This window comes from Limosilactobacillus caccae (assembly GCF_900156885.1).
Taxonomy (GTDB): domain Bacteria; phylum Bacillota; class Bacilli; order Lactobacillales; family Lactobacillaceae; genus Limosilactobacillus; species Limosilactobacillus caccae.
Map to the genome: position 1 here is coordinate 56737 of NZ_FTOY01000010.1, position 13860 is coordinate 70596.

Consider the following 13860-nt stretch of genomic DNA (forward strand, 5'->3'; position numbering starts at 1 on the left):
TTAAATTTAACCCAAATTCCCGGTTTGTTGAATAACAGTATGCTACAATCTAATTGAAACCGAATAAAACAATTCATTCAAAATATCTATGGGGGTGTTCACATGAACATTGAATCCACTAATTTTGGCACTTATAAAGATCATGACGTCATCAAGTACACGCTGACTAATGATAATAACATTAGCATTAGCATTCTCAATTTCGCTGGTATTTGGCAGGCGTTTATGGTGCCGAACACCCACGGAAACCAAGTCAACCTCTTACTAGCCGCTGACACAATCGACCCGTACATCGAAAACGCTGCCCTGTACGCTAACCGGATCATTGGCCGTTTTGCTGGCCGCCTTGAAGGTGGAAAATTCGATATCGACGGGCAAAACTATGAAATCCCAACTAACGAAGGGAATAACACCTTGCATGGCGGTGACAACGGTCTCGCCCAGCAATTTTACCACGTCGAGACAAAGCAAAATAAGGATAACCTACAGGCAATTTTGACGACCACGATTGATACCGCAACTGATTCACTACCAGGGACCGAAACCGTTAAAGTCACCTACACCTTAGCAAACGACAACAGTGTTACAATCGACTTTGACGGTAGCAGCACTGCGAAGACCCTCTTTAACCCGACTAGTCACACTTACTGGAACCTTTCTGGTGAAGCCCACACTATCCAGGGCCACGTCCTAAAGCTCAATTCCAAGTACCACTTAGAATTAGACGATGAAAAGATTCCAACCGGCAAGAAGCTCTTAAACGTTAATACCCCGTTTGATTTCAAGCACCCAACAGTCATGGGGACTGCCCTGCAAGAATTACAGGAAGCAAACGTAAAAGAAGGGGGCTTTGACGATGTCTTCGTGGTTGTCCCAAGCAACCGCCTTGAACACAAGCCAATTGCAACGCTGATGGACGCAGCAACTGGGCGCAAGATTAAGATGTACTCTGACAGAAATGGGCTGGTGATTTACACTGCTAATGGTCAGCACGCGGAAGGCTTTAACCGACCAGCTGGTTCTTGGTTTGCGATGGCCCTTGAAGGTCAGACCTTACCAGATACCCCTCACCACCCACAATTTGGTGATGTTTCCTTGCGGCCAGGGCACCCGGTCCACTACCAATTACGGTACGAATACTTTGCTTAATGAAAATTATAAAAATGGAGGTCTTTTACAATGTTAAAAAAGAAATTAACTAAGTCCCAAGACAAGGTCTTCCTTGGTGTTTTTGGTGGAATTGCCAATTACTTTGGGATTGACCCAACAATCGTCCGGGTCATCGGGATCTTACTATTTGTCTTCACGGGATTCTTCCCACTAGGGGTCTTTTACCTGTTAGCTGCCCTGGTAATGCCAGAAGCTAACAAGAACGACCATGATTCAAACATTGTTGATGGCGAATTTAAGGAACATTAATAAAAAAATGGGGTTGGCGCATCTGCCAATCCCATTTTTTATTAGTGATTAATTTTCCGTTTCCGTCCGAGGCTTGTACGCAACCTGTACTCGCAAACCATAGTCGGCATCAGTCATGATTGTCGAACCGCTCCGCCCGGCAATCTTATTGGGACCACCATTGACAAGGACCGATGCAAGGTATAGGCGGTACTTATCGTGGGCAGTATGAACATCCGTCAGCCCAATCTTGGTAATGTGCCCGACTGCCCGGCGTTCCATCTGGTTCATCCCAATGTAGATTTCCAAGCGATGCCGCAAACCGTCATGAACCAGCTCGAAGTATGGTGGTACTGACTGCGAATTCAGCGCCGTTACCGGTTTATCCGTTGCCCGGTTTTGTTCCACAATTTGCCGCTCATCAAGGCCATCGTAATCATTGACAAAAATTCCTTCCATTAATAGGCGGTCAACCACCTTATGAAGGTTCTCCTGTTCATGTTCGTCAATCGCGACCACCGCGGGGATTGTATCCGTTGACGAGAAAACCCCGTTTGACCGGTTAGCTAACTCCGCTGCCAGCTTCTGTTGTGCGTTGAGCGGTGCCGCTGATGATGAATCACCAAACTTCTGCCCCGTAATCTTAGCAAAGCGAGGAGAAATAATATCAAACTGTGATGTCTTGTTCATGAAGTAAAAGACAAAATTTAAGTATAAGAAGTAGGTAATTGCGACCATCGCCAAGCAGTACAGAAGGGCCCGCCACCATACATGGTTTTGGAAGAGTCGGAAGGTCACGTAAACCAGGTAGATGTCCCCTAGTGAAGCGATTCCGATATAAATCTTATTTTTCAGCTTAACGTCAAGGTTGAAGTAACTCAATGACGAGTTAATCATATCAAGAAAACTAAACATTTAATAACCCGCCTCCTCGTTAATTATTCGCAGTTCCAGCATCATTGCCGGCATTATTTTGGGTAGTCGTATTATTATTTGTCGTGTTACCAGTAGAATTGTTGGTTTGGTTAGAACCATTCCCCGTCGTGGTCGTCGGAGTGTTGGAACGATCAGTTGTCCGATTGTCGTTCCCGTCATCCGTCGTCTTGTTAGACCGGTCAGTCTGGGTATCAGTATTATCATTCGTACTGTTACTGGTCTTTGTTGCTGATGAATCGTTTGCATCATCATCGTCATCGCGCCGGTCACTTTGCGACAAGCGACTGGACTGGTCATTTTCATCATCTGACTGTTGGACCGTCCGACTACTAGATACAGACGTTACTTTCGCCCCTTCCGTAGTATGCGTAGCCTTGTTAACCACAACATTGGTGGCGCCTAACGCAAGTACCAGCGATACTAGTGCAAAGGGGGTTACTAATGGTGGAATCTTTGCTGCCATATCTCATTCTCCTTTTCCAGACTCTATCATACACGATATTAAGGCGCTTAAATATAAATTTATTGTGAAGATTTTGCTCGACAATCGGCACAAATACCGTGCAATTCAAAGCGGTGGCCGGTAATTTTAGCTCCCGGCAATTGCTTTTCAAAGAACGAACTATCTACCGGTGGCATTTTAATCTCCTGCACTTTCCCACACTGGTCGCAGATAAAGTGGTGGTGGTGGGCGGCATCGCAGGCAAACTTAACCTGCATCTGGTCATTATGTTGGCGCAATTCCACGATCCCTAATTTTTCAAACTCCTTAAAATTACGGTAAATCGTGTCGTGGCTTAAACCAGGGTACTGCTCACGAAGGTACTGGTCAATCTCGACAATATTAAAATAACGGTCAGGATGTTGGGCAACAGATTCAATCATCTTCTTCCGCTGCTTTGTCCACCGTAGATGGTGCTGCCGCAAAAGTGCTTGTGTCTGTTCAATCAACTCCTCCATTACCTTCACCTCCAGGATTAGAAAATGTATTGTACCATGTTTTGATTAGTTTTCACACTATTCCGTTTACTAACGCGTCGAGTTGGGCCTGCGTCTTTTTCCACTGGTCATTGACGATCACGTGGGCAATCCCCTCAAGATCTGCTGGCAAGGCGAGGTCGCGCCGGTACTCCTTGCTTTTGACCCGTGACCTGATTGCAGTCAGCTTATCGCCACGGAGCGTCATCCGTTTTGCAAGCGCCGCCATATGGGTTACCGTCAAAAAGATAATGACCGCCCGGCCACCGAGTTGCTGGTGGTAGGTAAGGGCTCCCTTGGTATCAAGGACGATCACGTCATCATGGCCACTTTGCCAGCCTTCCTGCAGTCCCTCCAGTGAAGAACCATATTGTGACTGGTCATACTCCACCCGCTCTAGCAAGTGGAGTTTCTCCATCGTCGCGGGTGTCTCAAAGTGGTAGTCGACCCCATCGCGCTCACCAGGCCGTGGCGCCCGGGTGGTGTGGGTGATTACCTTATGCATCGCATATTTCTCTTGCAGGTACTTAGCAACCGTCGTCTTACCAGAGCCAGCTGCCCCGGTGATTACAAATACGTATCCTTTTGCTGCCATCTTACTTAGTTAAATGAGCATTAACTTGGTCAAGCAATTCTTTTAAATTGTCGTAGGTCAATTGCTGCCGTGCTTCATTGTAGGTAAACCAACCGCAATTTTTAATTTCTTCTGCTTGTAAGTGGATGTCTTCCTTATTAGTCAGGTCAGCCGTGAATAAGGTCATCTGCTTGCGGTTACCGTTAGGCAGGTCGTATTCCGTGTAGACATGGAAGCTAGTGTCAATTGGTAAGACTAATTGGGTTTCTTCCTTAATCTCGCGGGCAGCTGTCTCTTCAAGACTCTCATCCCCCTCGACGTGGCCCTTAGGAAAGCCCCAGAAGTGTCCCTTATTTTGACTCTCCAATAATAAGTACTCAATTCCATTATCTCCGTGACGGTAAACGACTGCGCCACTTGTTATTTCAATTGCCATTATTCACCCTTCTTTTTAGATTTTAATTTTTCTAATTGACTTTTAATCTTAATATCCGTATCATACTTAATTATAAGTGTCTTGCATTATTTTTGCATCACGCAAACTATATTATCATAAAGGGGAGTTAAAGATGAGCTTAAACATTATGCGAAAAGAAAGCCTCGATCGCTACTTGGGAGAAGACAAACTTTTCGTTAAGTCAATGAATGCTCGTGATCTCATGGCGATTGGGATCGGGACCGTTATCGGGACCGGGATTTTCATCCTACCCGGGACCATCGCCGCTAATTCAGCTGGACCAGGAGTGTCATTGTCATTTCTGTTTTCAGCCATCGTTTGTGCACTGGCGGCAATGTGTTACGCCGAATTTGCCTCTGCCCTGCCAGTAGCCGGTAGTGCTTATTCATACGGAAATGTTGTTTTCGGTGAATTCTTTGGGTGGCTATTAGGCTGGGCACTGGTCCTAGAATACATGCTGGCCGTTGCATCAGTGTCGACAGGATGGGCCGCTTACTTTAATACCCTGCTTGAAGGGTGCGGCATCCACCTTCCGAAGGCACTTTCCGGTCCATTTGATCCCGCTCACGGAACCTACATCAATATTGTCGCGGTTGTGATCGTCCTCTTGATCACCGTCATGCTGGCACATGGGATGCAATCATCGCTGCGGGTCAACAATATCGCGGTTATCCTGAAAATTGCGATCATCTTGATTTTTATTATTGTTGGCTTCTTCTTCATTAAGCCAAGCAATTACCATCCTTTCTTGCCATACCAGATGAAGGGGGTTATTCACGGGGCCACGATTGGTTTCTTTGCCTACCTTGGTTTTGACTGTGTATCAAGTTCCGCTGCCGAAGTTAAAAACCCTAAGCGGAACATGCCACTGGGGATTATCGGTACCCTCGCAATTGCAACAATCCTCTACACGGCAGTTGCCCTCGTCCTCACTGGAATGGTGAAGTACACAAAGCTCGACGTTGCGAACCCAGTGGCCTTCGCCTTACAGATGGTTCACCAGGATTGGCTCGCCGAACTACTTTCAATCGGGGCATTGATCGGGATGTTCACCATGATGGTGTCGATGATTTACTCCAGTTCCCGCCTAATCTATGCCATTGGTCGTGACGGCCTTCTCCCATCCTTCTTAGGAAAGCTCGACAAGAAGAGCCACTCACCACAGATTGCCCTGTGGATTGTTGCTGTTATCATCGCCATCATGGGCGGACTAGTATCCTTAGATCAGCTTACCAGCCTGGTTAACATCGGAACGCTGTTTGCCTTCATGCTTGTTTCGTTTGGGATCATTCCGCTGCGCCGGCGGCAAGACATCGGTAACCGCGGTGGCTTCAAAGTACCACTCTACCCTGTCTTGCCGATCATCTCTGGACTAGCGTGTTTGGCAATGATGACCCAGTTGGAAAAAGAGACCTACATCGGTGCCGCCATCTGGTTTGGAATCGGAATTATCATCTACTTTACTTATGGTTACCACCACAGTAAATTAGCAGGAAATGACTAATAACTTATTAAGGACGCAGATTTTTTCTGGTCCTTTTTTATTTCCGAACATTAAACAATCATTACCATAAATCACTTATTTTCTACCATTTACTATCAATTAGTAAGATGAAATATAATTTTATTTTCACAAGACGATTTGCAAGTTACCGACTGTTTTGTTAAGGTTAAAATATTGTTTCAACTTAAAATTTCACAATAAGGAGGAATCTTATAGGCGAACATTGCCTAGCTCATATGAAAAAAGACTATAAAAAAGCACCTTTATCAAGTATCCATTTAAGAATTTATCTTGCATTAATTTTAGGACAGATTGCCTGTGGTTATGCCCTGGGAATCAGTGGGACAGGACTTTCCGAAGCAGGCGACTACATCAATATCAGTGACTTCTGGGTCGGCCTGATCGGGGCAGGGAGCCTAATCGGCCTTGCCGGTAGTGCCTTGATGGGCCGGATTGCTGACCAGTTTGGCCGCCGGGGGATGTTAATGGTTAACATGTACTTATTCTCACTCGCATCCCTACTCCAGCTCTTCACGACCAACTTATTCTTATTACTCCTCGACCGGCTAATCATCGGACTGATGATCGCAGTTGATTATACGGTTGGTAACGCGCTGTTAGTTGAATGGTTACCGGAAAAAGCCAGTGGTAAATTTCAAAGCCAGCTAATTATCTACTGGACCTTTGGCTTTATTGCCTCATATATCGCCGGTTCATCAATTAGTGGTTTTGGTAGCCACAACTGGCAAGTCATCCTGGCCTCTTCCATCGTGCCAGGCTTAATTGCTGCCCTTTACCGGTCAGTCTTCCGGATTCCAGCCTCACCTAGCTGGCTCGCTAGCCAGGGCCAAAACAAGACAGCCCAAAAGGTGATCCAAAAACACCTTGGTAAGAAGTGGGGATTGTCACTAAAGTTAATCAAGGCGAAGCCCGCTGATAACATTTCCTGGAAAACACTGTTTAACAAACAATATCGGCGGCGGACACTTGTCGGGGGACTTTTTTATGCCTGCCAGGCCTTTGCCTTTTTCGGGATCAGTATCTTCTTACCAATCCTTCTCGAAAGTATGAAGCTTGATCAGAGTAACATTTCAGGGATTATCTACAACGGCTGTATCCTAATCGGGGTACTCCTGGGGAGTTTCTTATTCAAGCTAATCAGCCGCCGGGCCTTTTTGATTGGAACCTTCTTCCTTTCCGCGGCCTTACTGGTTGCCTTGATCTTGAGTAGCAACAGCTCGTCCACTTTACAAATCACTATTTTTGCATTCTTTGCCGTTATCCTTTCGGCCGGATTAGTCCTGGACTACCCCTACCCGACCGAACTCTTCGATGTCAAAGTACGGGCCAGTGGTGTTGGTACTTGTATCACCATCAGCCGAATTGGCGCTGCCAGCGGGACCTTCTTGCTCCCCATCTTTACCCATCTTGGGGGGGCGAACCTGTCGATGATTGTCTGTACCGCTGTCCTCTTAATTGGGGGAATCATCTGCCTTATCTGGGCACCAGAAACTTCACCACGGTACGTAAAGAAAGCTAACTAAGTTTAGAGAATCACCCAACAAAAGACCGCCAGCGTTCGGATTTCCGAATACTGGCGGTCTTTTGTTGCTTATCGAGTGTGGCCGCAATGGTTGCACGCTTTTAATCACTACTTGGCAAACATCTTAAACTCAAGGAAAAGGTCATTATATTCACCAAGGACCCGTAGTGGCAGGTCACGGTAGGTCTGTAAGTGTTTCATCGTGTTGGCCGGTGGGTAGAAGGCCTTATCAGCGGTAATCTTCTTTGGCAACTGCTTTTTTGCGGCAGCATTTGGCGTTGCGTAGCCAACATATTTAGCATTTTGGGCAGCGTTTCCTGGTTCGAGCATAAAGTTGATGAACTGGTAGGCGGCAGTTTTATTCCGGGCAGCCTTGGGGATCACCATGTTATCAAACCAAATATTGCTCCCTTCACTGGGAACAACGTAATGCAGGTGGTGGTTGATATTCATCATCTCACGCGCATCCCCTGAATACGTTACCCCGACGGCCGCCTCATCTTGCTCCATGTACATCTTCATCTCATCAGCAATGATTGCTTTGACATTTGGCGTTAGCTGTTTGAGATGGTGCTGGGCAAGTTTTAACTGCTGGTAGTCAGTCGTGTTGACCGAATCATGCTGGGTAATTAACGCCACTGCAAAGACGTCCCGCGCACTATCAATTAACATCAGATTGTTTTTCAGCCGTGGATTCCACAGTTGCTCCCAGTGCTGGACATCTTTTCCTGTGACTTTTTGGTCGTTATAAATTATCCCCAGCGTTCCCCAAAAATAAGGAACGGAATAACGGTTACCACGATCGAAGGCTTGGTTTAAAAATTGCGGATCAATATAGCGCAGGTTAGGCAATTGCCGGTGGTCCAGCGGGGCAATTAAGTGTTCTTTTTTCATCCGTTGGACAGTGTATTCACTCGGGATTACCACGTCATAATTTGTGCCCCCCTGACGGATCTTCGTCAGCATCGACTCATTACTGTCAAAGGTCTCATAATCCACCCGGTAGCCGGTTTGCTGCTCAAACTTGCTGATTAAGGCGGGGTCGATATAATCCCCCCAGTTGTAAATCGTCAGCGTTTTGCCACTGCCACCTGTACTCTGGTGGTTTAGCGCTAGGTCGCCCAGGGCAAGGAGAATACAGATCAGGACAACCGCAAAAAAGGCAGAGAATAGTTTTTTCATTGGGCATCACCTTCCCGGACAACCACAATCCGGTGACGACGGCCACCATGCTTGCTGATAATGTAATAACCGATTACTAAGAGCAGTGAGGCAATAAACATCAACGTTGACAGCGCGTTGATCTCCAGGTCGATCCCTTGCCGGGCACGGGAATATATTTCAACAGACAAGGTCGAAAAACCATTCCCGGTTACGAAAAAGGTCACCGCAAAGTCGTCTAGCGAATAGGTGAACGCCATGAAGTATCCCGCCAAGATGCCGGGGGCAATCGCTGGCAATATTACCCGGGTTAAGGCTTGCCAGCGGGTCGCCCCTAAATCATAAGCAGCATCCACTAGTGTCGGGGACAGCTCGTTTAACTTGGGTAAAACCATCAAAACCACGATGGGAATACAAAAGGCAACGTGGCTAAGTAACACCGAGACAAAGCCTAAGCGGACGCCGAGCATCGTAAAGAAGATCAAAAAACTTGCCCCGATAATAACATCTGGTGAAACCATCAAAACATTATTTAATGATAACAGGCTGTTCTTCCAGGGACGGCGGGCATCCTTAATGGCTAAGGCCCCGAGAGTCCCGATAATCGTCGCCAACAACGAAGCTAAAAAGGCCACCAGCAGGGTATTGATCACGATTGTAATCATCCGGCTATCCGCAAATAAGTCCGCATAGTGTTGCAAGGAAAAGCCCCGGTAGCGTTCCATCGTTTTCCCACTACTAAAGGAAAAGACAACTAAGTACACGATCGGCGCATATAAAATAATAAAGACAAAGGTCAGATAAATGGCGCTCCATGACCAATGGTGCTTCTTCATTAGCTTCGTCCTCCCTTCTGTTTCTTATCACCCGTCATGAACATGATGATAAACATCGCGATGATTAAGACGACCCCAATTGTTGAACCCATCCCCCAGTTTTGGGTGGTTAAGAAGTGTTCTTCAATGGCCGTCCCAAGAGTGATTACCCGGTTACCACCGATCAGGCGGGTGATCATAAATAGTGATAGCGATGGGATAAAGACTGCTTGAATTCCCGCCTTTACTCCCGGCATTGACAAGGGCCAAATGACCTTTCTAAAGGTCTGCCACTGGGTCGCGCCCAGGTCATAACTAGCGTTGATCAACGACGGGTTAATTTCTGCCAGACTATTGAAAATTGGCAAGACCATAAACGGAATTTCAATATAGGCCGCCACAAACATGAAACTAGCATCCGTAAACAACAGCTGGTGGCTGCCAAGCCCCGTAAACTGGAGAAACTGATTGATTGTCCCGGTCCGGCTGAAGAGACCAATGAAAGCGTAAGTCTTCAGCAAGAGGTTGATCCAGGTGGGCAAAATCACCAGCAGCAACCAGAACTGCTTGTTAGGCAAGTGGTTTAAGACATATGCTGTAGGATAGCTAATCACCAGGGTCACCAGGGTAATCAAGAGAGCGTACCAAACGGAATTAAGCGTCATCTTGAGGTAGACACTAGAGGTAAGGTAGTTGGCATAGTTACCAAGAGTCGCGTGCCCGTTAATGTCAAAAAATGACTGGTAGAGGATCAATACCAACGGCGCCACCACGAAAAGAACGATCCATAAAGCATATGGCACAATAAACATTGCTTTTTGGCGCATTAGTCTTCCTCCTCATAACCATCGAGCCGGGCGTCAAAGTCTTCTTCACTCTCGTTATAGCGCATGACGTGGATATCTTCAGGGTCAAAACTAATGCCGACCTGTGCCCCCACCTGTGTCTTGTGGATTGAGTTGATCTTCCACTGGTGGTTACGCTGGTCAATTACGGTAATTTGGTAATCCACTCCCCGGAAAAGTTGAGTTGCGACAGTTCCGATTAGTTTACCCTTCTCCACCGTTGTAATATCAAGGTCCTCGGGCCGGATAACTACCTCAACCTTCTCATCTGGCCGCATCCCGGCATCGACACATTCAAAGTCCTGCCCGTTAATTGCGACAAGGTAGTCCTCCTTCATCACCCCAGGAATGATGTTGCTTTCGCCGATAAAGTCCGCAACAAAGTGGTTTAGCGGCTCATCATAAATATCAACGGGGGTCCCACTTTGCTGGATCTTCCCATCGTTGATAATCATTATCTGGTCACTCATCGCTAACGCTTCTTCCTGGTCATGCGTCACAAAGATAAAGGTAATGCCTAACTGGCGTTGCAACTGGCGTAACTCTGTCTGCATCTGGACCCGTAACTTGTGATCGAGGGCCGAAAGAGCTTCGTCAAGCAATAGGACTTTCGGTTCATTGGCAATTGCCCGGGCAATTGCGACCCGCTGGCGTTGCCCACCAGACATCGCCGTAATTTCCCGGTCGCCATAGCCATCGAGCTGGACCAGGTGGAGGGCATTTTTAACCCGCTGGTCGATCTGCTTTTTTGCCACGCCCTTGATTTGGAGACCAAAGGCCACATTTTCGGCGACATTCATGTGTGGAAATAGTGCGTAGTCCTGGAAGACCGTGTTGACCTGGCGGCGGTTTGCTGGGACGTCATTGATCCGGTTGCCATCAAAGTAGATGTCTCCCTCGGTTGCTTGGTCAAAGCCAGCAATCAACCGGAGAATGGTCGTTTTCCCTGAACCAGACGGCCCCAAAAGGGTATAAAATTTTCCTGCTTCAATCGTAAAACTTATATCACGCAGCACTACATTATCGTCATAGCTTTTGCTGACGTGATGGAATTCCATAATATTTTTAGCCATTGGCGTTTCCCCAATCATCATTTTTTCTGATTAATCTGCTTTAAATTATACGCTTTCATCATGGTTAATTTTAAGCAAATAATTGTAAAAGTGCGATAATTAATATAGCAAATTTTACCCAGAGGTGTTTTAAATGAAAATCAACCAATTCAGTCTCGCCCCGATAACGCCTGTCCAACGACGGCAAGAACTTATCAAGATTCATTTACTCCAAGAAAACGAGGAAGCAACCCTCTCGCCCACCGCGATGTGGAAAACATTTCTTTCCCGGATCCACCTGGCAAGCCAGCAAGCAGCCGCTAGCCAGCAATGGCTCAATGACCTCCTTGCTACACCAACCCTTTCAATTGCTGAGTGGTTGGCGAAGGGCCGCCCAATGACGGACGACGTCTTCTACCTGGTGGCGCTCCAACTTCTTGAGTTTGAACCAGCTGTGGACTTCGCCATCACTGACCCACTGGCGACAGTTAACCAGGTCGGTCTCCCTCACGAATCGCACCAGCAGTGGACTACGGCAGACATTATCGACGCCTTTTACCGCTTACTCAATACCCACGGAAAAAATGGTCAGTCCCTTATCGACGCCTTGACAGCGAACGGGCTAATGGCCTGGTCGTATCAGCTTCCGGCCAGTCAAAAGCCCCTTTACTTCAACGGCAAGCCCCTTGCCAGCTTTGATCCGGCACAGTTTATCCGCGAAGTAGTCTACATCGAAACCGACATGGACACTGACTTTGATGGGCGTGCCGACTTAGTCAAGGCAGAAGTTATGCGCCCCGTTGATTCGAATGCGGGTTTAAAGGTCCCGGCTGTCTTTACCGCGAGTCCTTACAACCAGGGCACTAACGATAAGTGGGGCGACCAGGCGACCCATAATGTAAACTACCCCCTCAAACACAAGGCCAAAGACTTCCAGGCCCCTCAGGAAATGACCTTCCCCACAGACTTTTCTCGCCAGCAGGTTACTGCTAAGAGCAAATTTGCGACGGAAAGTTTCAGTACGACCCCTAGCTACACCCTAAATAACTATCTGGCAGCACGGGGCTACGCAGTTGTCTATGCCGCCGGGATCGGAACACGGGACTCAGACGGCCTGCAAACTTGTGGGTCTCCTGAACAGACTGATTCAATGAAGGCCGTCGTCGAATGGCTCCATGGTGACCGGCGGGCCTTTACTGACCGGACAAGTGGCGTTGAAATTGCTGCCTGGTGGTGCAACGGTAACGTTGCCATGACGGGACGGTCTTACCTGGGAACCCTGGCGACTGCTGTTGCAACAACTGGGGTTCCCGGCCTCAAGGCGATTATCAGTGAAGCGGCAATTTCTAGTTGGTACGACTACTACCGGGAAAATGGCCTTGTCCGGGCAGCGGGTGGTTTCCAGGGCGAAGATGCTGATACCCTCGCTGATGAAACATTTAGTCGGACCAAACGGCCCGCAGACTACCGCCGGATTGAAAAAACGAACGCACGGTATGTTGCACAAATGGCAAAGGCAATGGACCGGGAGACTGGTAATTACAATGCCTTCTGGGATGCGCGGAACTACCGGAAAGACTTTGCTGGGATCAAGGCGGCCGTTATGATGGTCCACGGGCTGAACGATACTAATGTCCGGCCAAGCAACGTCAAGGCCTTAGCCGATGCCCTCCAGGACTTGCCAGTCACCAGTAAATTAGTCCTCCACCAGGGGCAACATATTTATATTAATGCCTTTAGGTCAATTGACTTTACCGACATGGTCAACCTCTGGTTAGCCAACAAGCTTTGGGGCTACCAAAACAATGCTGACAAGGTCCTGCCAACGGTAATCGTCCAGGACAATGTCACTCCCGAAACGTGGAACAGCTATGACCAATGGACAAACGGCAATGAGCAAACCTACTTCTTAAATGGTCAGCAACTCGCCCCTACTGCGGGAGAAGGAATCCAGCAATTTAGCGACCAGCAGCCAGTAGCGACTTATCAAGAATGGTGCAAGGAGCCGCAAGAGTGGGCCCAGGCCCTCATTAAAGACGACGGCCAGTTCAGCTGCCACTTTCTTACCGCACCAGCAAAGGAAGACTACCTGCTGCGGGGGACACCCATCGTTACCCTAAAAGTCGCTGCCAGTAAGAATTACGGAATGGTTAGCGCCCGGCTGGTCGACTTCGGCAAAGCTAACCGGCTAACAACTGCCCCCGTCCTCTTTAACCATGGCGGTCTCCAGCTCGGCTTCCACTGGCAAAGCGATGATCTCCGGGAATTTAAGCAACAGAAAGGGACAACGGATAGTAAGGTGATCGCTAGTGGCCACATCAACCTGCAAAACCGCCACGATCCTGCCCACGTCGATGACCTTCAAGCTAACCAGTTCGTCACTGTCCGCTTCGCCCTCCAACCAATCTTCCACCACCTAGTCGCCGGCCACCAGTTGGGCCTTATCATTTACAGCACCGACTATGAGTTCACCCTCCGTGCTAACGATGATCTTTCCTACCAGCTTGACCTCGCTGGCTGTCAGCTAGTGATTCCCGGCGTAACACGGCTAAACTAGTGGTGTTTCACATGAAACGGCAATTTCTAGCAGATCAACA

14 protein-coding genes are annotated in these 13860 nt (G+C 47.8%); 5 read left to right on the plus strand and 9 right to left on the minus strand.

From position 1 onward, the window contains the following. Positions 1-102 precede the first annotated feature (102 nt). Positions 103-1149 (plus strand): aldose epimerase family protein, encoded by a 1047-nt coding sequence (locus CZ502_RS03685; protein WP_076459750.1) that lies wholly within the window; start codon positions 103-105, stop codon positions 1147-1149. Positions 1150-1179: 30 nt separating this feature from the next. Next, on the plus strand, positions 1180-1419 hold the full coding sequence (locus tag CZ502_RS03690; RefSeq protein ID WP_076459751.1) for a PspC domain-containing protein: 240 nt from the start codon (positions 1180-1182) through the stop codon (positions 1417-1419). Positions 1420-1467: 48 nt separating this feature from the next. Here the strand turns inward: CZ502_RS03690 and CZ502_RS03695 are convergent, their stop codons facing one another. From CZ502_RS03695 to CZ502_RS03715, 5 genes are read right to left on the minus strand one after another with little or no spacing between them, the layout of a single operon-like run. Next, complete coding sequence (locus tag CZ502_RS03695; protein WP_076459752.1) at positions 1468-2313, minus strand: DUF6681 family protein; 846 nt, start codon at positions 2311-2313, stop codon at positions 1468-1470. A gap of 19 nt (positions 2314-2332) precedes the next feature. Beyond that, positions 2333-2797, minus strand: coding sequence for a hypothetical protein (locus tag CZ502_RS03700; protein ID WP_076459753.1), 465 nt, complete (start codon positions 2795-2797; stop codon positions 2333-2335). A gap of 59 nt (positions 2798-2856) precedes the next feature. Continuing rightward, positions 2857-3294, minus strand: a complete 438-nt coding sequence (locus CZ502_RS03705) for a Fur family transcriptional regulator (protein ID WP_076459754.1) — start codon at positions 3292-3294, stop codon at positions 2857-2859. A gap of 52 nt (positions 3295-3346) precedes the next feature. Further along, positions 3347-3907, minus strand: a complete 561-nt coding sequence (locus tag CZ502_RS03710) for a guanylate kinase (protein ID WP_076459755.1) — start codon at positions 3905-3907, stop codon at positions 3347-3349. Between the two features lies 1 nt (position 3908). Further along, positions 3909-4322: a bis(5'-nucleosyl)-tetraphosphatase gene (locus CZ502_RS03715; RefSeq protein ID WP_076459756.1), complete on the minus strand. Its 414-nt coding sequence runs from the start codon at positions 4320-4322 to the stop codon at positions 3909-3911. 133 nt (positions 4323-4455) lie between these two features. Between CZ502_RS03715 and CZ502_RS03720 the strand changes: the two genes are divergently transcribed. After that, the gene (locus CZ502_RS03720) at positions 4456-5847 is read left to right on the plus strand and encodes an APC family permease (protein ID WP_076459757.1); all 1392 of its coding nucleotides are present in this window, start codon (positions 4456-4458) and stop codon (positions 5845-5847) included. A gap of 236 nt (positions 5848-6083) precedes the next feature. After that, positions 6084-7391, plus strand: a complete 1308-nt coding sequence (locus CZ502_RS03725; protein ID WP_076459758.1) for an MFS transporter — start codon at positions 6084-6086, stop codon at positions 7389-7391. 107 nt (positions 7392-7498) lie between these two features. Here the strand turns inward: CZ502_RS03725 and CZ502_RS03730 are convergent, their stop codons facing one another. Genes CZ502_RS03730 through CZ502_RS03745 form a run of 4 tightly spaced genes read right to left on the minus strand, consistent with a single transcriptional unit; the run spans position 7499 to position 11284 of the window. After that, positions 7499-8572 (minus strand): ABC transporter substrate-binding protein, encoded by a 1074-nt coding sequence (locus CZ502_RS03730; protein WP_076459759.1) that lies wholly within the window; start codon positions 8570-8572, stop codon positions 7499-7501. Next, complete coding sequence (locus tag CZ502_RS03735) at positions 8569-9387, minus strand: ABC transporter permease (protein WP_076459760.1); 819 nt, start codon at positions 9385-9387, stop codon at positions 8569-8571. The genes CZ502_RS03730 and CZ502_RS03735 overlap by 4 nt, the downstream gene beginning before the upstream one ends. After that, positions 9387-10193: an ABC transporter permease gene (locus tag CZ502_RS03740; RefSeq protein ID WP_076459761.1), complete on the minus strand. Its 807-nt coding sequence runs from the start codon at positions 10191-10193 to the stop codon at positions 9387-9389. Before CZ502_RS03740 ends, CZ502_RS03735 begins: the two co-directional genes overlap by 1 nt. Continuing rightward, positions 10193-11284 carry an ABC transporter ATP-binding protein gene (locus CZ502_RS03745; protein ID WP_076460568.1) on the minus strand — a complete coding sequence of 364 codons (1092 nt, stop codon included), beginning with the start codon at positions 11282-11284 and terminating at the stop codon, positions 10193-10195. Before CZ502_RS03745 ends, CZ502_RS03740 begins: the two co-directional genes overlap by 1 nt. A gap of 133 nt (positions 11285-11417) precedes the next feature. Between CZ502_RS03745 and CZ502_RS03750 the strand changes: the two genes are divergently transcribed. Further along, positions 11418-13820 carry a Xaa-Pro dipeptidyl-peptidase gene (locus tag CZ502_RS03750; protein ID WP_076459762.1) on the plus strand — a complete coding sequence of 801 codons (2403 nt, stop codon included), beginning with the start codon at positions 11418-11420 and terminating at the stop codon, positions 13818-13820. The last annotated feature ends 40 nt before the right edge of the window (positions 13821-13860 follow it).